This window comes from Pontitalea aquivivens (assembly GCF_046507575.1).
GTDB lineage: Bacteria > Pseudomonadota > Alphaproteobacteria > Rhodobacterales > Rhodobacteraceae > Pontitalea > Pontitalea aquivivens.
Genome location: NZ_JBKFEY010000004.1, coordinates 46,625 through 70,612, shown reverse-complemented (window position 1 = coordinate 70,612; position 23,988 = coordinate 46,625). Strand labels below are relative to the sequence as shown.

The following is a 23,988-nucleotide window of genomic DNA, read 5'->3' as shown; positions in this document are numbered from 1 at the left end:
AAACGCCGCGCTGCTGCGCAATTTTCTTGCGCCAAAAGGGGGGCTTGCGACACATGCCTTGACCGGACGCAGGCATCACCCCGCCACCGCCGGCAAGGAAAATCCGCCCCGCCCTTGACTTTGGGGGGGGAAGGCGGATTTACACAAGCATCCGTTGAATTTCACCAGTCACCGCGATCAAGGGCCTCCATGGAAAAGATACCGATGACGCGCGCAGGATATGACGCGCTGGATGAGGAACTGAAATCCCTCAAGACGGTGGAACGTCCCGCCGTGATCAAGGCGATTGCCGAGGCGCGCGAACATGGCGACCTGTCGGAAAACGCCGAATATCACGCCGCCCGCGAAAAGCAGAGCTTCGTGGAAGGCCGGATCAAGGAACTGGAATCCATCCTGGGCCGGGCCGAGGTCATCGACCCGTCGCGCCTGTCGGGGGCGGTGAAATTCGGCGCCACCGTCACCCTGGTGGACGAAGATACCGAGGATAAGCGCACCTACCAGATCGTCGGTGAGGCCGAGGCCGATCTGGAACGCGGCCTGCTGAACATGAAATCTCCGCTGGCGCGCGCGTTGATCGGCAAGGAAGAAGGCGACAGCGTCGAGGTCCGAACCCCCGGCGGCGACAAAAGCTACGAAATCCTCGCCGTTCGCTTCATCTGACGGGGGCGCACCATGCCTGTCGCGAAACCGGCCAGCAAACCCCCGGCGGACCCGGCGATCACCCCGCGCGCCCGGCCGCTGTCGCGGCTCAGCGGCGTGGAACGCATCGCCCTGGCGCTGACACTGGTCTGGTTCGCGCTGGTCCTTGTGTTCTTCCTGCTGATCCCCGACAGCGGCAGCGGCTTTGACGCATTGTCGCTGACCATGGCACTGGTGGGCATCTTTCTGCCCGTGGCAATGATCTGGGTGGCCGCCGTCACCGCGCGCACCGCGCGCGAAATGCGCGCCGAGGCGCAGGATCTCAAGCGCGCGGTCGAGGCGATGCGCAGCGCCTGGGTGTCCCAGCAAACGGTGCGCAGCGGGCAGACGGTCGAACGCAAGCTTGATGAAATCGCCGCCGCCGCCCGCCAGGCCGAAAGCGCCATCGTCACCTTCACCTCGCGCCGCGATGCCCAGGCCACGCAACCCTCCGCCGACCGCAAGGCTGCGCTGGCCGCCCCACGCCCCGCCCCCCCGGGCGAGGATCAGCCCGCGCTCGCCCTCGGCACCCCGGCCGAGGATCTGCGCGCCCCGGTATCAGTGGCCGATTTCATCCTGGCGCTGAATTTCCCCGACAGCCCCGATGACCGGGAAGGCTTTCGCGCGCTCCGCCGCGCGCTGGAAGACCGCACCATGGCCAAGCTGATCCGCGCCGCACAGGATGTGCTGAACCTTCTGGCGCAGGACGGCATCTACATGGATGACCTCAAGCCAGACCGCGCCCGCCCCGAACTCTGGCGCCGCTTCGCCCGCGGCGAACGCGGCCGCGAGGTGGCGGCGCTTGGCGGCGTGCGCGACCGCTCGTCCCTGGCGCTGACCGCCGGGCGCATGCGCGGCGACACGATCTTCCGCGATGCGGCGCATCACTTCCTGCGCCAGTTCGACAAGACCTTCACCGAATTCGAAAAGAACGCCACCGATCAGGATGTGATCGACCTGGCCGACACCCGCACCGCGCGCGCCTTCATGCTGCTCGGCCGTGTCACCGGAACCTTCGACTAGGCTTCTTCTTGGCCGAAATACTCCGGGGGTGAATTGGCCGGCACGGCCAAAAGGGGGCAGCGCCCCCTATCCCCTGCCGCCGCCTCTCCCCCGTCCGCTACAGCCTTCTCGCCATGACCAGCGCCGACCGGAAATCGAACATCACCCGGGTCAGCCAGCGATCCGACCGCCGCAGCACCACGAAACCCAGCCGGTCATACAGCGCGCGGGCGCGGATGTTTTCGTCCACCACATCCAGCCGCACCTCGGCATAGCCGCGCGCCGCCGCCTCGGCGCACAGCGCCCGCACCAGCGCCGCGCCAATCCCCTCGCTGCGGCGCGCCTGATCCACCGCCAGCCCATCGACCAGCAGCACACCCTGGGGCAGTTCCTCGGCGATCAGCGACAGGCATGTGGCCCGCCAGGCCGCACCAAACCGGCCATAAATGGCGACCAGATCCGATCTTGTCCCGCCGACGAAAGCCCCCGCGCGGGTGCGAAACCCGATCACCCCCAGCACCCGGCCCGCGGGGTCGACCGCCGCCAGCGCGTGATCGGGGGCCAGGACCCGCTCGACATAGCGCATGGCCTTGCGCTCGGGGCCCAGAACCCGGCCAAGCTTGCCACCAAAGGCGCCCCAATAAAGCTGCGCGGCCCGCGCCCTTTGGCCCGGCGCGATGCCGCGGCTGATCCGAATTGACATCCCTCCTCCTCCGCCGCGCCGGGACGTGCCGCGATGACTTGCATCCGCGTGCGCATCCCGTATCACTGGCGCAGAATTCAAGCCCGGGCAAGGTCATGCAAACCCCCTCAGCAAACCGATCCGCCTTCTGGCGCGGCTTCCGTCAGGGGCTGCCGTTCCTGCTGGTCATCATTCCCTTCGGCCTGCTGTTCGGCGTGGCCGCGACCGAGGCCGGGCTGCCCATCACCGCGGTCATGGGCTTTTCCGTTCTGGTCCTTGCCGGCGCCTCGCAATTCACCGCGGTGCAACTGATCGGGGAAAACGCCCCGACCGTTCTGGTGGTGGTGACCGCGCTTGCGGTCAACCTGCGCATGGCGATGTATTCGGCCTCGCTTGCCCCGCATCTGGGCCCGGCGCCGGTGTGGAAACGCGCACTGGTGGCCTATTGCATGATCGATCAGTCCTACACGCTGGCCGCGCAGGATTACGACCGCGCCCCGGATCAGACGGTTGCGGAAAAGCTGGCCTATTATGCCGGGGCCTGTTCGCATGTCTGCCCGGCCTGGGTTGTGGCCACCTGGGCCGGTGCCGCGGTGGGTCAGGCCATCCCCCCCGAATTCGCCCTGGATTTCGCCATTCCGATCACCTTCCTGGCGATGCTGGCCCCGGCGATGCGCACGCTGGCCCATGTCGCCGCGGCGACGGTATCGGTCGCGCTGGCGCTGGTCCTGGCCTTCCTGCCGTCGGGGCTGGGGCTTCTGGTGGCGGCGGTTGCGGCCATGACCACGGGGGCACAGGTGGAACTTTGGGCCGCGCGGCGCCGCGCAGCGGGGGACGCATGACCTATTCGACAACCGAGATCTGGCTGATCATCGCCGCGCTTGGCGCGGGCACCTTCCTGCTGCGCTATTCCTTTCTTGGCCTGATCGGCAACCGCCCCCTGCCGGAATGGGCGCTGCGCTACCTGCGCTATACGCCGGTTGCGGTGCTGCCGGGTCTGGTGGCGCCCCTGGTTCTGTGGCCGCAGGCCACCGGGGGCGTCTTCGATCCGGCACGGATGCTGGCGGCGGGGGCGACCGTGGCGGTGGGCCTGGCCACGCGCAACACGCTGGCCGCGATCGTGGCCGGTCTGGTGGCGCTTTACCTGGGGCTGTTCCTGTTCAGTTGAACGCCTCGTCCGGCGCGTAGACGGGTTGCTTGGCCTGGATCATCAGCACGCCGGAATTATTGGCCGGATCGCCATCGTAATGATCCTTGCCGGTCACGCCCGGCAAATTCCCGAAAGCCCGCGACAGCCGCAGCGGCGAGAACGTGCCCGGGACCGATTCGAACCCCGGCGCCCCGCGCAGGATCGACGCCGTGGATGTGGCGCACAGCATCTTGCCCACCGCGCCATTTGCCTCGGCCCGGGCGCGCAACAGTTCGGCCACCTCCAGGCTGACGGGAACGGTCTGTTCGCGGACAAACCAGGTCTCGCGCGCGTGGTAGTCGATATAGAACTTCCGCATCCGCTCGGTGATGCCATAGTGGACATCGTTGCGTTCCGGAATCCAGGGGTGGCGCCAGCTGCCCGCGGGGTCGAACATGACCCGTTCGCGCCCGTCGATCATCAGCGCAGAATGCCCGCCTTCGCCGCTGCGGGTGCCGATCACGGTATAAAGCGTGACCGAGGGCGGCAGCCCGGTGGAATAGGACGCCTTTTCGACCGCCTCATCGCTGGCCCACACGGATTCCGGCCCCAGGCCGCAGCCCGCCAGCGCGATTGGCACCATCAGCGCCAGGACAAATCCGCGAACCCGCCGCGCCGTTCTTCGCATACCGCCGCCCACCACCGGTCAGGCGTTTGCCAGCGCCAGGAACACCAGCGCCCCGATCAGGACGATCACCGACCAGGTGACGAATTTCGTGAAACCCGCAAAGGTCTTTTCCTGGGCACGGATGTCCATTTCGCCCGGCTTGTAGTCGGCCATAGCCTTCTCCCTACGCTATTCTCCCAGCTCCGGATACCCGATCCGGCGGGCGGTGTCACGCCCCCTCGGCATCCTGAAGCGCACGGGCCAGATGAAAGCCGATACGGCGGGGTTCTTCGCGTTCCGGCGCCTTGGGCAGCGCCACAAGCATCACGTTCAGCTGGCTGACATGCTGGATCAGCTGGGTCCGCGCGCCGTTGTCATCGGTGCCATAGAAAGTCAGCATGTCAGGCGCGAAATAGCCCAGCCCCTCGATGCGCAGCACCCCGGCCTCGGCGCCGGTCAGGCCCAGCGCCACCTCTTGATCCGGTTTCAGCTGGTCTTCAAAGTTGCGGATATACAGCAGCAGCCGTTCATAGGCCCATTGCGCGGGGCTTTTGGATTCGACCGAGGCCCGCGCGATCTGGGGTGGCAGGGGCATCGTTTCGGGCGTGGGGGGCGCGCCCGCGGTGGTGTGGACAACCCCGGCACAGGGGATGGCGCTTTCCTCATGCGCCTCGGCGGTGGTGCGAATATCGGTCATGCCAGCCCCCAAAGCCAGGCATCATCCCCGGCGCGCCGGGTACGGGTGACCTCATCCCGGTGCAGCAAGTGGTTCAGATGGGCCACAGCCTCAACCAACGCAAGGCCATATTCCGCTTCGCCGATGGCGCGCCTGAACAGCGGCGCAAAGCATTGCGCCGCCGTACAAGGCCCCTGCGCCAGATGCTGGCGCAGACGGTCCAGCGCACCCAGGTGATTGTCGATCATCTGGCCCAGCCGCAGCGGCAGGCCGGTGAAGGGCAGCTTGTGCCCCGGCAGCACCAGATGGCGCGGTTCGGCGATCCGGGCGAACCGGGCGCAGCTGGCCAGCCATTCGCCCACCGGATCGGCCAGCGGCTCGGTCGCATAGACCCCCAGATTGGCCGAAATGCCCGGCAGCAACTGATCGCCGCCGATCACCAGATCGTCCGACAGGCTCCAGAAGGTGGCATGTTCGGGGGCATGGCCATCGCCCATGTGCACACGCCATTCGCGCCCGCCCATCGCAAAAACCTCGCCCTCGACGATGCGGCGAAAGCCAAGCGGCATCGGGTGGACGACATCGGCAAAGTTGAACGGACGCTCGGCCGCGCGCTTGTCGTAAAGGGCCGGGTCCATGCCGGCCGCGCGCCAGAAATCCAGCGTTTCGGCCACGGGCTGGTGCTGTTCGTCCAGCACCAGCATCCGCGCGAACAGCCAGGCGGTGCGCGTGGTCCACAGCGCGGCGCCGCGGGTCTGGAACCAGCCGGCCATGCCGACGTGGTCGGGATGGTGATGGGTCACGATGACCCGGCGCACGGGCTTGCCCGCCAGGGGGCCATCCAGCAGATCCTGCCACAGCGCACGGGTCTTGCGCGTATCCATCCCCGGGTCGATCAGGGTCCAGCCGTCGCCATCGTCAAAGACATAGCAATTGACGTGATCCAGCGTCATCGGCAGCGGCAGGCGCAGCCACAGCGCGCCCGGCGCGATCTGCTGCACCCCGCCGGGCGCGGGCGGTTCGGGCCAGGGCATCCGGACGGGGCCGCGATCCTGAACCGTCATACGACCAGATCTTCCACGCTCAGGTCATAAAGCCCCGCCGCACCCGCCTTCACCTCGGCGAGGGCGGCGGCATATTGCGGCAGCAGGCGGCGGATATAGACCCCGGCCAGCGCGCTGCGCGGCCCGCCACCGCCTTCGGCAATCGCCGCCTTCAGATGGAAGTGCCCGCCCAGCACGCGGGCAAAGGCGCGCAGATACGCCACCGCGCCGGCATTGCGATCCTGCGCGCCTTGGGCCACCAGCCATTCGGTCGCCTCGCGCAGGGTTTCGGCCGCCGTCCAGACATCTTCGGCCAGATCGGGCAGAACGTCGCGGGCGGCGGCGGCGTCATCCTCGATTTCCTGCAGCAGGCGGCAGGCGGCGGCACCGCCATCCATCATCTTGCGCCCGACCAGATCCATCGCCTGAATGCCGTTGGTGCCTTCATAGATCGCAGCCACGCGGACATCGCGATAGAACTGCGCGGCGCCGGTTTCCTCAATATAGCCCATGCCGCCATGCACCTGCACACAGGTTTCGGCCACGTTCATGCCGACATCGGTGCCATAGGCCTTGGCGATCGGCGTCAGCAGCGCCGCGCGCGCCTGCCAGTCGGGCTCGGCGGTGGCGCGGCCCATGTCCAGCGCCACCGCGCAGGCCAGGGATATGGCGCGGGCGGCAAAGACCTCGGCCTTCATCGTGGCCAGCATCCGGCGCACATCGGCATGGTCGATGATCGCACCCATCTGGTTGCGGTCGCGGGCATATTCGGCGGCCTTCTGACAGGCGGCCTCGGCAATGCCGACGCCCTGCACCCCCACGCCCAGACGGGCATTGTTCATCATCGTGAACATCGCCGCCATGCCCTTGTGCGGGCCGCCCACCATCCAGCCGGTCGCGCCCTCAAAGCTCATGACGCAGGTGGGCGATCCGTGCAGGCCCATCTTGTGTTCCAGGCTGACGACGCGCAGGTCATTGGCCACACCGGGATTGCCCGCCGCATCGGGGATGTATTTGGGAACCAGAAACAGGCTGATCCCCCTGGTGCCCGGCGCCCCGTCGGGCAGGCGGGCCAGCACCAGGTGGCAGACATTGCCCACGAAATCGCAATCCCCCCAGGTGATAAAGATCTTTTGCCCGGTGATCGCATAGGTGCCATCGCCCTTCGGTTCCGCCCTGGTGCGCAGCGCCCCCACGTCGGACCCCGCCTGCGGTTCGGTCAGGTTCATCGTGCCCGACCATTCGCCCGAAATCAGCCTGGGCAGGTACAGCGCCTTGATCTCATCGCTGGCGTGATGTTCCAGCGCCTCGATCTGGCCCTGCGTCAGCAACGGGTTCAGTTGCAGCGACATGCAGGCCGCCGACATCATGTCATGCACCGCGACATTCAGCGTTTGCGGCAACCCCATGCCACCATGCGCCGGATCGGCGGCCAGCGCCACCCAGCCGCCTTCGGCAATGGCGCGAAAGCCCTCGGCAAAACCGGGCGCGCTGCGCAGCACCCCGTTTTCCAGCCGCGCCGGCGCCATGTCGCCCGCCCGGTTCAGCGGCGCCAGCACCTCTTCGCACAGCCGGCCCGCCTCGGTCAGGATCGCCTCGGCGATCTCGGGCGTCGCTTCGGCAAAACGCGCGGTGGCCGTGACCGGGGCCAACGGCACGACATGGTCAAGGATAAAGCGAAGCTCGGCAACGGGGGAACGGAATGGCATGGCACTCTCCTTTGCGCGCTGCCTTGGCAAGGGGGCGGGCGGCGCGTATGTCTGCACAACGGTCAGGCTGCAGGTTACCGCAAGGTCATGCGCCTTCAACATCAACGCTGCGTCACGAATATCCCATGGCTCCGGAAACCGAAACCCTTTGTCCCGACGCGGCCGGTCTGGCCCGGGCCGCCGCCCTGCTGCGCACGGGCGCGCTGGTCGCCTTCCCGACCGAGACGGTCTATGGCCTGGGCGGGGATGCGCGGTCCGATCTGGCCGTGGCGCGGATCTTTGAGGCGAAGGGCCGGCCCCGGTTCAACCCGCTGATCGTGCACCTGCCCGATCTGGCCGCGGCCCGGGCGATCGCGCGGTTCGATGACCGCGCCCTGCGGCTGGCATCGGCATTCTGGCCGGGGCCGCTGACGCTGGTGCTGCCGCTGCGGCCGGATGCGGGCATATCAGATCTGGTGACGGCGGGGCTGGACACGGTGGCGATCCGCGTGCCCGCGCATCCGGTGGCGCAGGCGCTGTTGCGCGCCTTTGGTGGCCCGTTGGCGGCCCCCTCGGCCAACCCCTCGGGCCGGGTCAGCCCGACGCGCGCCGCCCATGTGGTCGAGGGGCTGGGCGGCCGGATCGCGGCGGTGGTCGATGGCGGGGCCTGTGGCGTGGGGGTCGAATCGACGATCCTGGCGCTGAACCCGCCCACCCTGTTGCGGCCCGGCGGCCTGCCGGCCGAGACGCTGGAACAGGCGCTGGGCCAGCCGCTGGCCACGGGCGGCGATGCGGCCCGGCCCTCGGCCCCGGGACAGCTGGAATCGCATTACGCCCCCGGCGCGATGGTCCGGCTGGCCGTGACGCAGGCCAGCGCCGATGCCGTCTGGATCGGTTTTGGCCCCGATTGCGCGGGCGCGGATCTGAACCTGTCGGCCACCGGCGACCTGGTCGAGGCGGCCGCCAACCTGTTTGCCCTGCTGCGTAATGCCGACCGCATCGCCAAGGCCACGGGCAAGGCGCGGATCACGCTGGCCCCGGTGCCCGATCACGGCCTTGGCCGCGCCATCAACGACCGGCTGCGCCGCGCCGCGGCGCCCCGGCCCTGATCCCGATCAGGCGCGCCCCGCCGCCGCCGACAGCGTCAGCGGATCAACCCCGATCTTGCGCAGGGCGCGCGACCATTTCGTCGCATGGTCCCGGTCCAGCGTCAGGGCGGCATCGCCCTCGGTGGTCAGCCAGCCATTGTCCAGGATTTCCCGTTCCAGCTGGCCCGGGCCCCAGCCGGCATAGCCCAGCGCCAACAGCGCCTGCGCCGGGCCACGGCCCTCGGCCATTGCCTCCAGGATGTCGCGCGTGGCGGTCATCGACAGATCCGGCGTAACCGCCATCGACGCGGCCTGACCGGACCAGTCGGGTGAATGCAGCACGAACCCGCGTGAGGTTTCGACCGGCCCGCCGAACAGCACCGCGGGCGCGGCCATGTCGACCGCCGCCCCCGCCTCGGGGTGCAGGCCCAGCTGTGCCAGCAATTCCGCGAAACCGGGGCGTGGCAGGGGCTTGTTCACGATCAGGCCCATCGCCCCCTCGGACCCATGGGCGCAAATAAAGACGACGCCGTGTTCGAATCGCGGATCGCCCATGCCGGGCATCGCGATCAGCAGCTTTCCGGTCAGGTCCATCTTCAGCGCCCCCCTTTGCCCATATGTCGCGCGCCGGGCCGCCCGGCGCAAGCCCCGGGGCTGTGGCAAAGCCGCCCTATCCCCGGCGCTGGCGCTTTTGTGACTTTGCCCGCGTCGCGCGGGGCGCTATCCGAAGGTCATGGACCGAACCCTTCTCATCGCATTCCTTGGCATGCTGCAAGCCATGCCACTGGCCGCGCAGACCAACGCCCCCCTGCCCCCGGGCATGGAGCGGGCCGAGCTGCTGGACGGCTGGCAAACACCGACGGGGGCACGCATGGTCGCCCTGCGCATCGCGCTGGACGATGGCTGGAAGACCTACTGGCGCGCGCCGGGCGATGCGGGCATCCCGCCGCAGTTCGATTTTGCCGGGTCGCAGAACGTCGCCGGCGTCACCGTGCACTGGCCCACGCCTGAAGTATTTGACCAGAACGGGATGCGATCGGTGGGCTATGACGACGAACTGATCCTGCCGCTGGAAATCACGCCCGCGGACCCCGCCCAGCCGATCGCGCTGGCCGCCGGGGTGGATTTCGGCATCTGCCACGATGTCTGCGTGCCGGTATCGGTGTCGCTGCAGGCCGATCTGGCGGGGCCCGGCGTCCCCGACCCGGCGATCCGGGCGGCGCTGACCGAACAGCCCCAGGCGTTTTCGGGTCCGGCGCGCTGCGCGGTCGAACCCATTGCCGATGGCATGCGGGTGACCGCCACGATCGACCTGCCCGAGACCGGGGGCACACCGGGCGTCGAAGAAATCGCGCTGTTCGAGCTGGCGGGCACGCCGGTCTGGATCTCTGATTCGGTGTCGCGCCGCGAAGGCACCGTGCTGGTGGCGATGGCCGAATTCGTGCCGGCCGAGGCGCGCCCCTTCGCGCTGGACCCCGCCGATCTGCGCATCACCATTCTAAGCCCCGCCCGCGCGCTGGAAATCACCGGCTGCGGCGACTGACGGCCCGGTCAGACCGCGTCCAGCCGCGCCCGCAGGCCAAGCAGATCGGCCCAGGCGTCGCGCTTGGCCAGTGGCATGCGCAGCAGATAGGCCGGATGGGTCATCGGCAAGGCGGGGCGCCCGAAGGCCTCGGCCCACTGGCCGCGCAGCTTCACGATGCCGGTCCGGCCCAGCGCCGCCTGGCAGGCCGGATTGCCCATCAGCACCAGAAAATCCGGATCGGCCAGTTCCACATGGCGCGCCAGGAACGGGCGCATCATGTCGATTTCCGCCGCGTCCGGCGTGCGGTTGCCGGGCGGGCGCCAGGGCAGGACATTGGTGATGTAGAACGCCGCACCCGGATCGGGGGCGCCACGCGACAGGCCGATGGCGGCGAACATCCGGTCCAGCAACTGGCCGGCCGGACCGACAAAGGGCTTGCCGGCCAGGTCTTCCTCGCGGCCCGGCGCCTCGCCGATGATCATGACGCGCGCCGCCGGATTGCCATCGGCAAAGACCATGGATCGCGCGCCCTTCTTCAGATCGCACAGATCGAAATCGGCAATCGCACGGGCCAGCGCGGGCAGATCGGTCGCCGCCCCCGCCGCCGCGCGGGCCAGCGCCACCGGGTCGGGCGCCGCCTGGGCCGGCGCCACGGGCATTGCGGCGGCGGTGGCCTGCGGATTGGACGCAGTCTGGGGCCTGGCCGCGGCAGCCGGTGCGCTGTCGGGCAGATCATACCGGTTCAGGGGGGCATCCAGAATCGCCTCATCCGCGCCCATTTCCAGCTGCCATTCCAGCGCGGCCAGGGCGGCCAGGTAGTCCATCTCGGGGGCGGGCTCTATCTGCATCGCGCCAAGCTAGGGCCGGGGCCCGCGAAGGTAAAGCCTTCGTGCTGGACGCCAGCCCCCCCTTTTGCGATAAGCGCGCCAAACCACGATAGGAGAGGCGGCGATGGCATTCCGCGCAAGGCACCTTCTGGGGATCGAACACCTGACCCCCGAGGATATCCGCACCGTTCTGGACCTTGCCGACCGTTACGTCGACCTCAACCGCCGCACGGTGAAGCGCACCGATGCGCTGGCCGGGATGACCCAGATCAACATGTTCTTCGAAAACTCCACCCGCACCCAGGCCAGTTTTGAACTGGCCGGCAAGCGGCTGGGCGCGGATGTGATGAACATGGCGGTGGCGCAATCCTCGGTGAAGAAGGGCGAGACCCTGATCGACACCGCGCTGACGCTGAACGCGATGCACCCCGACCTGCTGGTCGTGCGGCACCCCAATTCCGGCGCGGTCAACCTGCTGGCGGAAAAGGTGAATTGCGCCGTTCTGAACGCGGGCGACGGCAAGCACGAACACCCGACCCAGGCGCTTTTGGATGCGCTGACCATCCGCCGCGCCAAGGGCCGGATTCAGCGCCTGACGGTGGCGATCTGCGGCGACATCGCGCACAGCCGGGTGGCGCGGTCGAACCTGCTGCTGCTGGGCAAGATGGAAAACCGCGTGCGCCTGATCGGGCCGCCGACGCTGATGCCCGCAGGCGTGGCCGAATTCGGCTGTGAGGTCTTCGATGACATGCCCGCGGGCCTGGACGGCGCCGATGTGGTGATGATGCTGCGCCTGCAGAAGGAACGGATGGACGGCGGCTTCATCCCGTCCGAACGCGAATATTTCCACCGCTACGGGCTGGATGCCGAAAAGCTGGCCTTTGCCAGGCCCGACGCCATCGTGATGCACCCCGGCCCGATGAACCGGGGCGTGGAAATCGACGGCACCATCGCCGATGACATCAACCGTTCCGTCATTCAGGAACAGGTGGAAATGGGCGTGGCGGTGCGGATGGCCTGCATGGATCTGCTGGCGCAGAACCTGCGGGCCGATCGCGGCCGTCAGGCGACCGAGGGCACCTATGTCTGAAATCAGGCGCGACGACGTTCACGACTATCGCCCCGGCCCCGCCGCGGAACGCCCGCTGGAAGACGGGGAACCGGTCAATGCCGTTTTCCTGGCCGACCGTCGCCGCTACTGGACCGATCATGCCGCGATGGCCGCGATCGGGGTGGCGGCGCTGCTGGCGATCCTGCCCTGGATGGGCAAGGCCGGCCAGATCCCGGTGGCGGCGCTGGCGGTAATGCTGGGGCTGGGCCTGCGCGGGCTCTACTTCCGGTCCGAGGCATTTGCCCGGCGCTGGCGGCTGACCGACCGGCGGCTGATCGGGCCGCAGGGACGGCAGGTGATGCTGCTGGAAATCGCCGCCGTCCGCCGCCTGTTCGGCGATGTGCAGATCGTCACCAACGGCGGTGCCAAACATCTGATCAAGCATCTGGCCGATGCCGAGGCCGTCGTGCGCCAGATCGAGGCGGCCAGGGCGGCGCGCGCGCTTGTGGCGCGATAGGACAACGGGGGACCCATGACGATCTTTCTTGAAAACGCCCGCCTGATCGACCCCGAGGCGCAGACCCAGACCCTGGGCAACGTGATCCTCGACAATGGCGTGATCGCCGCCATCGGCGAAATGTCCGCCCCAGCCGATGCGCAGGTGATCGAATGCCACGGCAAGTGCCTGGCCCCCGGCATTGTCGACATCGGCGTCAAGATCGGTGAACCCGGTGAACGGCACCGCGAATCCTTCCGCTCGGCCGGCCTTGCGGCGGCGGCGGGGGGCGTGACCACGATCATCGCGCGCCCCGACACCACGCCCGCCATCGACACCCCCGAGGTGCTGGAGTTCGTCACCCGCCGCGCCGCCGGTTCCGCCCCCGTCCGCATCCGCCACATGGCCGCGTTGACCAAGGGCCGCGAAGGCCGCGAAATGACCGAGATCGGCTTTCTGCTGGATGCCGGCGCGGTCGCCTTTACCGATTGCGATCATGTCGTGGCCGATACCAAGGTGCTGTCGCGCGCACTGGCCTACGCCCGCAGCCTGGGCGCGCTGGTGATCGGCCACCCGCAGGACCCCGGCCTGTCGGCGGGCGCTTCGGTCACCTCGGGCAAGTTCGCCTCGCTGCGCGGACTGCCCGGCGTCAGCCCGATGGCCGAACGGATGGGCTTCGACCGCGACATGGCCCTGGTCGAGATGACCGGCGCACGCTACCACGCCGATCAGGTCACCTGCGCGCGCACCCTGCCCGCGCTGGAACGGGCCAAAAGGAACGGGCTGGACGTGACCGCAGGCGTCTCGATCCACCATCTGACGCTGAACGAATTCGACGTGGGCGACTATCGCACCTTCTTCAGGCTGACCCCGCCACTGCGCGCCGAGGAAGACCGCCTTGCCGTGCTCGATGCCGTGGCCAGCGGCCTGATTGACGTGATCTGTTCATTGCACACCCCCGCGGATGAAGAATCCAAGCGCCTGCCGTATGAAGAGGCAGCCGCGGGCGCGGTGGCGCTGGAAACCTTCCTGCCCGCGGCGATGCGGCTTTACCACGCCGGCGCGCTGACCCTGCCACAGCTGTTCCGGGCCATGGCGCTGAACCCCGCCAAACGGCTGGGCCTGCCCCAGGGCCGCCTGGCCGAAGGCGCCCCCGCCGATCTGGTGCTGTTCGATCCGGACGCGCCCTTCCTGCTGGATCGGTTCAAACTGCAGTCAAAATCGAAAAATACCCCCTTCGACGGGCAGCGGATGGAAGGCAAAGTTCTTGCCACATTCGTCGCAGGGGTGCAGGTTTACCGCGCGGGCGAATAACCGCGAACGAATAACAAGAATACGGGGGCAGTCATGCCGGTTTTGGATAGCGGGGCGCTGATCCTCGGGCTGGTAGCGGTGCTGGGCTACCTGCTCGGATCCATCCCCTTCGGCATCGTGATCACCAGGACGCTGGGCCTTGGCGATCTGCGCGCCATCGGATCGGGCAATATCGGGGCAACCAATGTGCTGCGCACCGGCAACAAGGCGGCAGCCGCCGCCACACTGGTGCTGGACGGTGCCAAAGGCGCGGTGGCGGTGCTGATCGCCCGCGCACTCATGGCCGAGGACACCGCAGCCCAGATCGCGGGCGGCGCGGCCTTTCTGGGCCATCTCTATCCGGTCTGGCTGGGTTTCCGGGGCGGCAAGGGCGTGGCCACCTTTCTGGGCACCATCCTGGCACTGGCCTGGCCCGTTGGGCTTGCGGCCTGCGCGACCTGGCTTGTGACAGCGGCGATCAGCCGGATTTCATCGCTTTCGGCACTGGCCGCGGCGGCGGCCTCGGTTCCGCTGGCCTGGGCCCTGGGCCGGCCGCAGGTGATGCTGATCTGCGCGGTGATGGCGGTCATGGTCTTCTGGCGCCACCGCACCAATATCGCCCGCCTGGCCGCAGGGACCGAACCGCGTATCGGTCGCAAGACCGCCTGATCTTCTTCTTGGAAAAATACTCCGCGGGGGTCCGGGGGCGCGCAGCCCCCGGCACCAGCCACGGGCGCACCGCTCAGTAACTGTATTCGGCGTAGATCCGGCTCAGATCGCCCTGCCATTCGCCATGATATTTCGTCAAAAGCTCATCCGCCGGCACCTGCCCGCTGGCCACGCTTTCGGCAAGCGCATCCAGGAAATGCGTCTCATCGGGGATCAACCCGCCCGCACCGGGGCGCGCGCGCGCCTTCAGCCCGGCCTGCGCGATCGCCACCGCCTCGCGCGCCAGGTCGTGCAGGCGGATGCCGTTCGTCTCGCCCTGAAGCGCATCGCGCCCCGCCGCCACACGCAGCGCATCGCGGGTTTGCGCATCCCAGCCCTTGACCAGATCCCAGGCCGCATCCAGCGCGCCCTGATCATAGATCAGGCCGACCCAAAAGGCCGGCAGCGCGCACAGCCGCCGCCAGGGGCCACCATCGGCGCCGCGCATCTCGATGTATTTCTTCACCCGCGCCTCGGGGAACACGGTCGTCATATGGTCGGCCCAATCCGACAGCGTGGGCTTTTCGCCCGGCAACGCGGGCAGTTCGCCCTTCAGGAAATCACGGAACGACTGGCCCAGCGCATTGATGTATCTGCCGTCGCGGTAGACGAAATACATCGGCACATCCAACACATAGTCAACCCAGCGTTCATATCCCATGCCGTCTTCAAAGACGAAGGGCAGCATGCCGGTGCGCGCGCCATCCAGGTTCTGCCAGATATGGCTGCGCCAGCTTTTCATGCCGTTGGGCTTGCCGTCCAGGAAGGGCGAGTTGGCAAACAGCGCGGTCGCCACCGGCTGAAGCGCCAGCGCCACGCGCAGCTTCTTCACCATGTCTGCTTCGGACGCGAAATCCAGGTTCACCTGCACCGTGCAGGTGCGATACATCATCTGCTTGCCCAGCGTGCCGACGCTGTCCATGTAATCGGTCATCAACCGATAACGGCCCTTGGGCATCATCGGCATCTGGTCCTGCGACCATTCCGGCGCCGCCCCCAGCCCGATGAAGCGCGCGCCGATGTCATCGGCCACGGCCTGCACCTCACGCAGGTGTTCATGCACCTCGTCGCAGGTCTGGTGGATGGTTTCCAGCGGCGCGCCCGACAGTTCCAGCTGCCCGCCCGGCTCCAGGCTGACATTGGCACCATCGCGCGTCAGGCCGATGATATTGTCCTGCTCCAGCACCGGGGTCCAGCCAAAGCGGTCGCGCATGCCTTCCAGCATCGCCCTGATTGACCGCGGGCCGTCATAGGGCAGCGGCTGCAGCGTGTCCTTGCAATAGCCGAATTTCTCATGCTCGGTGCCAATGCGCCACTGATCCTTCGGCTTTTCGCCCGAAGCGATATATTCGGCCAGTTGCTCATGGCGCTCGATCGGGCCACCGCCCTGTTGTGGAATTGACATGGGCCGTCCCTCGCGCACTTCGGTTCCGGGGCAACAGGTGGCGCGCTGTGACGGTCAAGTCAAGGGCAGATGGGCGGGCCGCTGCCACAGGCTTTGTGCGGCCATGCGCTGATCCAGCGCGGCCGACAGGCGCGCCATGTCGATCCCGGGCAGGGTGGCAAAGGCATCATACAGCGCCGCCGCCCCCGCCGCCGCGACCGGAATCAAAAGCGCCTGGCCATCCGCCTGCTTCAGCCGCCAATAGTGCTGGCCCCGCAGCACAAGCAGGCGGATTTCGGTCAGATCGCGCAGCGCGACACAGCCGCCAAGGCCCTGGGCCGCGCCGAAATAGCCGATCTGGCCTTCATCCACCTCGACCAGGCCCGGCGCGGTGATGTCGCGCGCGAAACGCAATCGGCGCAGGGCGATCACCGTCCAGGCCAGCGCCACCCCCGCGACGATCAGCCCCAGCGCCTGCATCAGCCAGCCCCCCAGCGTGAACAGCCAGATCCCGCCGGCCAAGGTGCCCGCCGCCGCCGCCGCCTCGCGCCAGCGCATCAGGGTTGCGCGCGCCGCGGGACGGATCACCGCCAATCCCCCAGCGCGGCCTGCCACAGCGTCAGCGCCGCACAGGCCGCCGTATCGGCCCGCAGGATGCGCGGGCCCAGGCTGACCGGGGTCACGAAAGGCAGGCCGCGCAGGCGGGCGCGTTCGGGTTCGGAAAAGCCGCCCTCGGGGCCGATCAGGATGGCCCAGGGGCCGGGGGCCAGACCCGCAAGCGTTTCGGCTGGGCCGGCCATGCTTTCATCGGCCCACAGGATGCGGCGGGCCCCATCCCAACCCGCCAGCAACCTGGCCAGCGGCACCAGATCGCTGACCCCGGGGACAAAGGTGCCGCCGCATTGTTCGGCGGCCTCGACCGCATGGGCCTGCAGCCGGTCCTGCCGAATACGTTCAGAATTGGTGAAGTCGGTCTGCACGGGTATGATCCGCGCCGCCCCCAGTTCCGCCGCCTTTTCCACGATGAAATCTGTGCGCGCTTTCTTGATCGGCGCGAAAAGCAGCCACAGGTCGGGCGGGTCCAGCTGTGGCGCGGCCTGTTCCACACAGGCCAGATCGCCGCCGCGCCTGGCCGCGCGCGCCACCTCGGCCGTCCATTCGCCGTCACGCCCGTTGAACAGCGCGACCCGCGCGCCAACCCCCAGCCGCATCACCCCGAACAGGTAATGCGCCTGTGCCTCGGTCAGGGGCACGGCTTGCCCCGGACCCAAAGGGTGCTCTACATGAAGTCTGATCCTGGCGCGTTCCATGAGGCGAAATCTATGACCCAAAAGACCGAATTGCCAGAGCGGACCGACACGCCCGAGACGACCGATGCGGCCCGGGCCGATCAGCCCGGCGCCTGCGGAACGGTCGCGGATGCGCCGCCCGACAACTGGGTCGACCGCTGGGCCCCCGCGGCCACGCGCCCCTATCTGCGGCTGTCACGCGCCGACCGCCCCATCGGCACCTGGCTGTTGTTGCTGCCGTGCTGGTGGGGGCTGGCGCTGGCCGCCGCCGCCGATGCCCCGCGCTGGGGCGATCTGTGGATCGCCATTGGCTGCAGCATCGGCGCGGTGCTGATGCGTGGCGCGGGCTGCACCTGGAACGACATTACCGACCGCGATTTCGACGGGCGGGTGGCGCGCACCCGGTCGCGCCCGATCCCGTCGGGGCAGGTCACGGTGCGCGGCGCGCTGATCTGGATGGCGGCGCAGGTGGCGGTTTCGGCGCTGATCCTGTTGACCTTCCCCCCCGCGGCAATCGTGCTGGGGCTGGTCGCGCTGATCCCCGTGGGGATCTATCCCTTTGCCAAACGGTTCACCTGGTGGCCGCAGGTCTTCCTGGGCATCGCCTTCAACTGGGGGGCGCTGCTGGCCTGGGCCGCGCATGCGGGCAGCCTGTCGGCGGCGCCGGTGCTGCTCTATCTGTCGGGGCTGGTCTGGACGTTGTTCTACGACACGATCTATGCCCATCAGGACAAGGAAGATGACGCGCTGATCGGCATCCGGTCCACCGCGCGGCTGTTTGCCGACCAGACGGGGCGCTGGCTGAACGGTTTTCTGATCGGATCGGTCGCGTTGATGACGGGGGCAGTGCTGGCGGCGTTGTTGCCCCAGACCCCGCCGCACAGCCTGGTTCTGGCGCTGATCGCGCCCTGGGCCTTTGGCTGGCACATGATCTGGCAGCTGCGCCAGCTGGACATCGACGCCCCCGCCACCTGCCTGCGCCTGTTCCGCAGCAATCGCGACACCGGGCTGATCGTTGCGCTGTTTCTTGCCGCAGCGGCACTGGTTTGATTGATCCCCGCCCCCCCTGCCCTTAAGGAGGAGGCGAGGCAACAACCAAAGGCTCTGCCGATATGCGCTTGCGCTCTACACTGATGACCGGCGCCGCCTTCGTTTCGGCGCTGATCCTGTCGGCCTTCATCGCCGGCGGATCGGCCACGATCATCGAAAAGCGGTCACGGTCTGACGTGCGGGTCGCGCTGGAAACCGCCGGCCACAGCTGGGCCCGGATCGAGGCTGACGGGCTGCAGGTGATCGTGATGGGCACCGCGCCATCCGAAGCCGCCCGGTTCCGCGCGATTTCCCTGGCCGGAACCGTGGTCGAGGCGACGCGCGTGGTCGATGCCACCGATGTCGCCCAGGCCCGGGATATCGCCCCCCCCGCCTTCAGCCTGGAAATCCTGCGCAATGACGATGGCATCTCGCTGATCGGGCTGGTCCCGGCGGAAACCGACCGCGCGGCGCTGGTGCGCGACCTGACCGCCCTTGCCGCAGAGGGCAAGGTCACCGACATGCTGGAAACCGCGGATTACCCCGTGCCGGACGGCTGGCAACAGGCCTATGACTTTGGCCTGACCACGCTGCGCAGCCTGCCGCGGTCCAAGATCTCGATCGCGGCGGGCGAGGTCGCGGTGACCGCAATCACCGATTCCGCCACCGAAAAGGCGCGCATCGAAACCAGCCTGGCGCGGCGCAACACCGGCGGGCTGAAGCTGACGCGCGACATTTCCGCGCCGCGCCCGGTGATCACGCCCTTCACGCTGCGCTTCCTGATCGATGCCGAAGGCGCGCGCTTTGATGCCTGTTCGGCCGATACCGACCGCGCGCGCACCCGCATCCTGGCCGCGGCCCGCGCCGCCGGGGCCACGGGCGACCTGGGCTGCACGGTGGGTATGGGCGTACCTTCGCCCGACTGGGCCGAAGCGGTGGGCATGGCGCTGGCCGCGATGAAGGAACTGGGCGAAGGATCCGTCACCTTTTCGGATGCCGACATCGCGCTGATCGCGGGCGACAGCGTCAGCCAGGCGGTGTTCGACAAGGTGGTGGGGGAACTGGAATCGAACCTGCCCGAGGTCTTTTCGCTGAAGGCCGAACTGACGCGCAAACCCGAAGCCGGCAGCGCCGCGCCCGAATTTTCCGCGACGCTGGCCGCATCCGGTCAGGTCCAGCTGCGCGGGCGGCTGACCGATGAACGCCAGCGCGAGGCGGTCGAGAATTTCGCCCGCGCGCGCTTTGGCAATGCCCGGGTCTATGGCGCCACGCGTCTGGACGACACCCTGCCGCTGGGGTGGCCGGTGCGTGTTCTGGCCGCGCTGGAGGCACTGGACGAACTGGCCCAGGGCGCGGTGGTGGTCAGCCCCGACATGATCCGCCTGTCCGGGGTGACAGGAAACCCGCAAGCCTCGGACGCGGTGGCCCGGATCCTTGCCGCCCGGCTGGGCGAAGGGGTGCGGATGGACCTGTCGATCCGCTACGACAAGCGGCTGGACCCGGTGCTGGGGCTGCCCACGGGCCCGGAATGTGTGGCGCAGCTGAATGCGGTGCTGCGCGACGACAAGCTGAGTTTTGAGCCCGGTTCAGCGGTGATCGCGGCAGATGAAGGGGCGGCGCTGGACCAACTGGCAGAAATCATGAAGACCTGCGCCGATTTCCGCATGGAACTGGCCGGTCATACCGACAGCCAGGGGTCCGAGGAATTCAACGAAAGGCTGTCGCAGGAACGCGCCGATGCGGTGCGCGCCGCGCTGATGGAACGCCGGGTTCTGGTGGGCAACCTGACCGCGAAAGGCTATGGCGAATCGCAACCGATCGCCGACAACGGCACCGAGGCAGGCCGCGAAGCGAACCGGCGGATCGAATTCGTCCTGCTGGATGAAACGCCCGTCGAGGGCAGCCCCACCGCAGCGGTGCTGGATGCAGCGGGTGGGGTGCCAGCGCCCGGCAGCGCCGCGCCCGAAGCGGCCGGCACACCCCCGCAAACGGTCGACGCCGCGGATGCCGGGGCACAGGACGAGACGCAGGACCCGCCGGGCGCAACAGATACGGCAGACGCACAGGCGCCCGACGCAGCCCCCGGGGAACCGGCCGGCGACCCGGACGGGATCGTGATCGAGGCGGTGCCGGCCACCGCAGACACGCCGCGCCCGCGCGCGCGCCCGGAAGGCCTGGGCGGGACGGAACGGAATTGAGGCGACAGGGGCAGACATGAACAGAACCGAATTCGTTTTCGCCACGGCGATCATCCTGTTTCTGGCCTTCAGCCTGGGCTGGTTCGCGTCATGGCTGATCCACCGGCTGACGCGGGTGACGCGCGCGGACATGGGCGAACTGGAGCAGATGGCCCAGGCCCTGCATGAGGCCGAGGAGACCCGCGACGAGGCGCTGCGGTTTCTGGAAACGCGCGAGGCCGAGTTGATGAACCAGATCTCGCAGACCGAGGCAGAGCTGCGCGCGGCAATGGACGGCCTGCGCGATGCCCGCCACGAAGCCGAGGAACTGCGTGCCTATATCGAGCGGATGAACGCGAACCGATAGAAAAGGGGGCTGTCTGCCCCCTCTTGGCCTGATGGCCAATTCACCCCCGAGGATATTTTGGCAAAGCCGAAGCCAGACCCCGGGGATGGCGGCGAATTTCGGGGAAATCGGGTGGGCGCGCTTGTTACGGCGGCCAGTTGCCCCTACATCGCAGGCCATGCGTAGTCCCGTTCGCCTGCCCTTCGTGAAACACGTCCCGCAAGTTGCGGTGATCCGCCTGCAAGGGCCGATCGGGGCCGTGCGCCCCGGTGGCGCGGGCCTGACAGATGCGGCCCTGGCGCCGCTGATCGAACGTGCGTTCCGGCGCGGAAAGCCGGTAGCGGTGGCGCTTGTGGTGAATTCGCCAGGTGGATCGCCGGTGCAGTCGTCGTTGATCGCGGCGCGCATCCGGCGGCTGGCCGAGGAAAGGCGCATCCCGGTTCATGCCTTCGTCGAGGATGTGGCAGCCTCGGGCGGCTATTGGCTGGCCTGTGCGGCCGATGACATCTGGGCGGATGCGACCTCGGTGATCGGGTCGATTGGCGTGATCTCGGCCGGGTTCGGATTTGCCGGGCTGATCGATCGGTATGGTGTCGAGCGGCGGGTGCATACGGCGGGCGGGGCGAAAAGTTTCCTTGACCCGTTTCGCCCCGAAAAGCCCGAAGATATCGAACGCCTGCGCGCCATTCTGGAACCGATGCATGCCGCCTTTCAGGCGCATGTCACCGCCCGCCGCGGCGCGCGCCTGAGCGCCGGGCGCGATCTGTTCACCGGCGATATCTGGGCCGGGCAGCAGGCGGTGGAACTGGGCCTGATCGACGGGATCGCCCACATGGTGCCCAAGCTGAAATCACTGTATGGCGACAGGGTGCGGCTGGTGCCCTATGGGCTGCGCCGGCCGTGGTTCCGCCGGATCGGCATGGACGCCGCCGGCGCCGTGATCGCGGCGGCAGAGGAGCGCGCCCTGTGGGCCCGCTATGGGCTGTAGCCGATGCTGATCAAGGTGATGATCCTGTTTCTGCTGGCGATGGCCGTGCTGGCCATGATCGGCAAGCTGCGCCTGCCCGGGCGCGCGGGCAAGCGGCGCGGCAAGCTGGCGACGGGGCGATGCAAGCACTGTGGCCGGCCAAGGATCGGCAAGACGCCATGTCCTTGCGAAACAAAGACATCTGGGGGGTGACCAATTGATCTGGGATCTGGCGCATATCGGCGCGGGGCTTGTCCTGCTGATCCTTGCGGGCGACATACTGGTGCGCGGCGCGGTTGCGCTGGCGCTGCGGCTGGGGATACCGGCGCTGATCGTCGGACTGACGGTGGTGGCCTTCGGAACCTCGGCGCCCGAGATGATGGTGTCGGTGGCTGCGGTGCTGGAAAACGCGCCGGGCATCGCATTGGGTAATGTGGTCGGGTCCAACACCGCCAATATCCTGCTGGTTCTGGGGCTGCCCGCGCTGATCGCCAATATCCCCACCGATGAACATGACATGCGCAAAAGCTATCTGACGATGATGGCGGGCAGTGTTCTGTTCATCCTTCTCGCCTTCATGGGGCCGTTGCGATGGCCACATGCGCTGATGCTGCTGATCGGGCTGGCGCTTGTGATGGGCGATCAGATCCGCGACGCGCTGGCGCATCGGGCCGGGCGCGCCGAGGCCGAAGCCGACGCCCCCGAGATCGCCACGACCGATGCGGCGCTGTCCCCCCTGCGCATCGGCCTTTACATCCTGGCCGGCCTGATCGGGTTGCCGCTGGCGGCGGATCTGCTGGTCACGGGGGCGGGCAACATGGCCCGTGCCTTTGGAATTTCCGAAACCGTGATCGGGCTGACGCTGGTGGCGGTGGGCACATCGCTGCCTGAACTTGCGACCTCGGTCACGGCCGCGATGAAGGGACGCGCGGATGTGGCACTGGGCAATGTGGTGGGGTCGAACATCTTCAACCTGCTGGGCATCATCGGTGTGGCGGGGCTGGTCGGCACCCTGCCCGTGCCGCCGGAAATGCTGCGGCTGGACCTTTGGGTGATGCTGGGGGTTTCGGCGCTGATTGCCCCCTTCATCTTCTATCGCTGGCCGTTCCGCCGGTTGATCGGCATCGGGTTCCTGGGGATCTATGCGGGTTATGTGGCGATCCTGATGACGGGGGCCGCGGCATGAGCGGGCGGGCACTGGTGACCGGCGCGGGGCGCCGGCTGGGGCGGGAAATGGCGCTGTATCTGGCGCGGCGCGGCCATGATGTGGCGGTGCACTATGCCACCTCGCAATCCGAGGCGGAAACGGTCGCACAGGACATCCGGGCGATGGGCCGGCAGGCTGTCGCCCTGCAGGCCGATCTGCTGGCAGAGGCCGACACCCAGGGCCTGGTCGCCCGCGCCGCCAAAGGTCTGGGCGGACCGCTGGATGTGCTGGTCAACAACGCCTCAATCTTTGAATATGACAACATTCACACCGCGACACGGAACAGCTGGGACCGCCATTTCGAATCCAACCTGCGCGCGCCTTTCGTGCTGACACAGGCCTTCGCCGCACAGGCCCCCAAGGCCGACCGAAGCCGGGGCGAGCCCAGGGCACGGGCGCTTGTGGTCAACATGCTTGACCAAAGAATGCGCAAGCTGACCCCGGAATTCATGACCTATTCGCTGGCCAAGATGGGGCTTTGGGCGCTGACCCGTACCGCCGCACAGGCGCTTGCGCCGGACATCCGGGTCAATGCAATTGGTCCAGGCCCAACCCTTCAGGGCGCGCGCCAGACCAAGGATCACTTTGCCCGCCAGCGTGCCGCGACGATCCTGGAACGCGGGGCCGACCCGGAAGATGTCTGCGCGGCCCTGGGTTATTTCCTGGATGCTCTTTCGGTTACCGGCCAGCTGATCTGTGTCGATGGCGGGCAGCATCTGGCGTGGAAAACGCCCGATGTGCTGGGCCCGGAATAAGCCGTGCAGCGGTCGGGGCGCGGCAACTTGTCCACTTTGCCTGACGCCTTCACAAACCCGTTAAGAATCCTTTATTCTTTTCAGTAGCTTGCTGATCGTTCAAATTATTTCCAAATAAAATCAGTGCTTTATATATGTGCCTATTTTTTGGGCAAACCGATGAACCCGCCCGAAAACAAGGGAGATTTCGCCGTCCGCACACTTTGCCAACAGAGTTATCCACAGAAACCGTGGACAGCTTTGCGCTTGATCTTGGCACCCGGACACGGCAACCGGGACAG

At 67.8% G+C, this 23,988-nt stretch carries 28 protein-coding genes; 17 read left to right on the top strand and 11 right to left on the bottom strand.

What is annotated here, in order from left to right:
* Nucleotides 1-189: 189 nt before the first annotated feature.
* Nucleotides 190-660 (top strand): transcription elongation factor GreA, encoded by a 471-nt coding sequence (gene greA / locus ACK8OU_RS07910; RefSeq protein ID WP_410302835.1) that lies wholly within the window; start codon nt 190-192, stop codon nt 658-660.
* A 12-nt stretch (nt 661-672) separates the two neighbouring features.
* Nucleotides 673-1,701: a hypothetical protein gene (locus tag ACK8OU_RS07905; protein ID WP_410302834.1), complete on the top strand. Its 1,029-nt coding sequence runs from the start codon at nt 673-675 to the stop codon at nt 1,699-1,701.
* 97 nt (nt 1,702-1,798) lie between these two features.
* On the opposite strand, the gene ACK8OU_RS07900 is transcribed toward ACK8OU_RS07905, so the two are convergent.
* Complete coding sequence (locus ACK8OU_RS07900; RefSeq protein WP_410302833.1) at nt 1,799-2,383, bottom strand: GNAT family N-acetyltransferase; 585 nt, start codon at nt 2,381-2,383, stop codon at nt 1,799-1,801.
* A 95-nt stretch (nt 2,384-2,478) separates the two neighbouring features.
* Between ACK8OU_RS07900 and ACK8OU_RS07895 the strand changes: the two genes are divergently transcribed.
* Entirely contained in the window at nt 2,479-3,204 is a 726-nt protein-coding gene (locus ACK8OU_RS07895) for an AzlC family ABC transporter permease (RefSeq protein WP_410302832.1), read from the top strand.
* A complete protein-coding gene (locus ACK8OU_RS07890; protein WP_410302831.1) occupies nt 3,201-3,530 on the top strand; it encodes an AzlD domain-containing protein in 330 nt (109 codons plus the stop codon). The genes ACK8OU_RS07895 and ACK8OU_RS07890 overlap by 4 nt, the downstream gene beginning before the upstream one ends.
* Here ACK8OU_RS07890 and ACK8OU_RS07885 read toward each other — a convergent pair.
* The 5 genes from ACK8OU_RS07885 to ACK8OU_RS07865 all read right to left on the bottom strand — a co-directional run bounded on the left by ACK8OU_RS07885 (nt 3,523) and on the right by ACK8OU_RS07865 (nt 7,586).
* On the bottom strand, nt 3,523-4,134 hold the full coding sequence (locus tag ACK8OU_RS07885; protein ID WP_410302830.1) for a hypothetical protein: 612 nt from the start codon (nt 4,132-4,134) through the stop codon (nt 3,523-3,525). The genes ACK8OU_RS07890 and ACK8OU_RS07885 overlap by 8 nt on opposite strands.
* Before the next feature lie 63 nt (nt 4,135-4,197).
* Nucleotides 4,198-4,332 (bottom strand): aa3-type cytochrome c oxidase subunit IV, encoded by a 135-nt coding sequence (locus ACK8OU_RS07880; protein ID WP_250040345.1) that lies wholly within the window; start codon nt 4,330-4,332, stop codon nt 4,198-4,200.
* A gap of 55 nt (nt 4,333-4,387) precedes the next feature.
* The gene (locus ACK8OU_RS07875; RefSeq protein ID WP_410302829.1) at nt 4,388-4,855 is read right to left on the bottom strand and encodes a DUF6173 family protein; all 468 of its coding nucleotides are present in this window, start codon (nt 4,853-4,855) and stop codon (nt 4,388-4,390) included.
* On the bottom strand, nt 4,852-5,898 hold the full coding sequence (locus ACK8OU_RS07870) for an MBL fold metallo-hydrolase (RefSeq protein ID WP_410302828.1): 1,047 nt from the start codon (nt 5,896-5,898) through the stop codon (nt 4,852-4,854). The genes ACK8OU_RS07875 and ACK8OU_RS07870 overlap by 4 nt, the downstream gene beginning before the upstream one ends.
* The gene (locus tag ACK8OU_RS07865) at nt 5,895-7,586 is read right to left on the bottom strand and encodes an acyl-CoA dehydrogenase (RefSeq protein ID WP_410302827.1); all 1,692 of its coding nucleotides are present in this window, start codon (nt 7,584-7,586) and stop codon (nt 5,895-5,897) included. The genes ACK8OU_RS07870 and ACK8OU_RS07865 overlap by 4 nt, the downstream gene beginning before the upstream one ends.
* Before the next feature lie 125 nt (nt 7,587-7,711).
* Between ACK8OU_RS07865 and ACK8OU_RS07860 the strand changes: the two genes are divergently transcribed.
* Nucleotides 7,712-8,674 (top strand): L-threonylcarbamoyladenylate synthase, encoded by a 963-nt coding sequence (locus ACK8OU_RS07860; protein ID WP_410302826.1) that lies wholly within the window; start codon nt 7,712-7,714, stop codon nt 8,672-8,674.
* 6 nt (nt 8,675-8,680) lie between these two features.
* Here ACK8OU_RS07860 and ACK8OU_RS07855 read toward each other — a convergent pair whose 3' ends face one another.
* Nucleotides 8,681-9,247 (bottom strand): YqgE/AlgH family protein, encoded by a 567-nt coding sequence (locus tag ACK8OU_RS07855; RefSeq protein ID WP_410302825.1) that lies wholly within the window; start codon nt 9,245-9,247, stop codon nt 8,681-8,683.
* A gap of 139 nt (nt 9,248-9,386) precedes the next feature.
* Here ACK8OU_RS07855 and ACK8OU_RS07850 point away from each other — a divergent pair, with 139 nt between their 5' ends.
* Complete coding sequence (locus ACK8OU_RS07850) at nt 9,387-10,196, top strand: protein-disulfide reductase DsbD domain-containing protein (protein WP_410302824.1); 810 nt, start codon at nt 9,387-9,389, stop codon at nt 10,194-10,196.
* A gap of 8 nt (nt 10,197-10,204) precedes the next feature.
* Here ACK8OU_RS07850 and ACK8OU_RS07845 read toward each other — a convergent pair whose 3' ends face one another.
* Nucleotides 10,205-11,002: a uracil-DNA glycosylase gene (locus tag ACK8OU_RS07845; RefSeq protein ID WP_410302823.1), complete on the bottom strand. Its 798-nt coding sequence runs from the start codon at nt 11,000-11,002 to the stop codon at nt 10,205-10,207.
* Nucleotides 11,003-11,129: 127 nt separating this feature from the next.
* Here ACK8OU_RS07845 and ACK8OU_RS07840 point away from each other — a divergent pair, with 127 nt between their 5' ends.
* From ACK8OU_RS07840 to plsY, 4 genes are read left to right on the top strand one after another with little or no spacing between them, the layout of a single operon-like run.
* Entirely contained in the window at nt 11,130-12,095 is a 966-nt protein-coding gene (locus ACK8OU_RS07840) for an aspartate carbamoyltransferase catalytic subunit (protein WP_410302822.1), read from the top strand.
* Complete coding sequence (locus ACK8OU_RS07835) at nt 12,088-12,573, top strand: hypothetical protein (protein ID WP_410302821.1); 486 nt, start codon at nt 12,088-12,090, stop codon at nt 12,571-12,573. The genes ACK8OU_RS07840 and ACK8OU_RS07835 overlap by 8 nt, the downstream gene beginning before the upstream one ends.
* A gap of 15 nt (nt 12,574-12,588) precedes the next feature.
* Complete coding sequence (gene pyrC, locus ACK8OU_RS07830; RefSeq protein ID WP_410302820.1) at nt 12,589-13,866, top strand: dihydroorotase; 1,278 nt, start codon at nt 12,589-12,591, stop codon at nt 13,864-13,866.
* A 33-nt stretch (nt 13,867-13,899) separates the two neighbouring features.
* The gene (gene plsY / locus ACK8OU_RS07825; protein WP_410302819.1) at nt 13,900-14,514 is read left to right on the top strand and encodes a glycerol-3-phosphate 1-O-acyltransferase PlsY; all 615 of its coding nucleotides are present in this window, start codon (nt 13,900-13,902) and stop codon (nt 14,512-14,514) included.
* 73 nt (nt 14,515-14,587) lie between these two features.
* Here plsY and ACK8OU_RS07820 read toward each other — a convergent pair whose 3' ends face one another.
* The 3 genes from ACK8OU_RS07820 to ACK8OU_RS07810 are packed head-to-tail and all read right to left on the bottom strand — an operon-like array spanning nt 14,588 to nt 17,247.
* Nucleotides 14,588-15,958 (bottom strand): glutamate--cysteine ligase, encoded by a 1,371-nt coding sequence (locus ACK8OU_RS07820; protein WP_410302818.1) that lies wholly within the window; start codon nt 15,956-15,958, stop codon nt 14,588-14,590.
* A 54-nt stretch (nt 15,959-16,012) separates the two neighbouring features.
* Nucleotides 16,013-16,525: a hypothetical protein gene (locus ACK8OU_RS07815; protein WP_410302817.1), complete on the bottom strand. Its 513-nt coding sequence runs from the start codon at nt 16,523-16,525 to the stop codon at nt 16,013-16,015.
* The gene (locus ACK8OU_RS07810) at nt 16,522-17,247 is read right to left on the bottom strand and encodes a 16S rRNA (uracil(1498)-N(3))-methyltransferase (protein ID WP_410302816.1); all 726 of its coding nucleotides are present in this window, start codon (nt 17,245-17,247) and stop codon (nt 16,522-16,524) included. The genes ACK8OU_RS07815 and ACK8OU_RS07810 overlap by 4 nt, the downstream gene beginning before the upstream one ends.
* Nucleotides 17,248-17,259: 12 nt before the next feature.
* Here ACK8OU_RS07810 and ubiA point away from each other — a divergent pair, with 12 nt between their 5' ends.
* The 7 genes from ubiA to ACK8OU_RS07775 all read left to right on the top strand — a co-directional run bounded on the left by ubiA (nt 17,260) and on the right by ACK8OU_RS07775 (nt 23,707).
* The gene (ubiA, locus tag ACK8OU_RS07805) at nt 17,260-18,276 is read left to right on the top strand and encodes a 4-hydroxybenzoate octaprenyltransferase (RefSeq protein ID WP_410302815.1); all 1,017 of its coding nucleotides are present in this window, start codon (nt 17,260-17,262) and stop codon (nt 18,274-18,276) included.
* A gap of 83 nt (nt 18,277-18,359) precedes the next feature.
* Nucleotides 18,360-20,453: an OmpA family protein gene (locus tag ACK8OU_RS07800; RefSeq protein WP_410302814.1), complete on the top strand. Its 2,094-nt coding sequence runs from the start codon at nt 18,360-18,362 to the stop codon at nt 20,451-20,453.
* A 16-nt stretch (nt 20,454-20,469) separates the two neighbouring features.
* The gene (locus ACK8OU_RS07795) at nt 20,470-20,799 is read left to right on the top strand and encodes a hypothetical protein (RefSeq protein ID WP_250040389.1); all 330 of its coding nucleotides are present in this window, start codon (nt 20,470-20,472) and stop codon (nt 20,797-20,799) included.
* Between the two features lie 157 nt (nt 20,800-20,956).
* Nucleotides 20,957-21,766, top strand: coding sequence for a S49 family peptidase (locus ACK8OU_RS07790; RefSeq protein WP_410302813.1), 810 nt, complete (start codon nt 20,957-20,959; stop codon nt 21,764-21,766).
* Nucleotides 21,767-21,769: 3 nt separating this feature from the next.
* Nucleotides 21,770-21,958, top strand: a complete 189-nt coding sequence (locus ACK8OU_RS07785; RefSeq protein WP_410302812.1) for a hypothetical protein — start codon at nt 21,770-21,772, stop codon at nt 21,956-21,958.
* A 4-nt stretch (nt 21,959-21,962) separates the two neighbouring features.
* Nucleotides 21,963-22,931, top strand: coding sequence for a calcium/sodium antiporter (locus tag ACK8OU_RS07780; RefSeq protein WP_410302811.1), 969 nt, complete (start codon nt 21,963-21,965; stop codon nt 22,929-22,931).
* Nucleotides 22,928-23,707 (top strand): SDR family oxidoreductase, encoded by a 780-nt coding sequence (locus tag ACK8OU_RS07775; RefSeq protein ID WP_410302810.1) that lies wholly within the window; start codon nt 22,928-22,930, stop codon nt 23,705-23,707. Before ACK8OU_RS07780 ends, ACK8OU_RS07775 begins: the two co-directional genes overlap by 4 nt.
* Nucleotides 23,708-23,988: the final 281 nt, after the last annotated feature.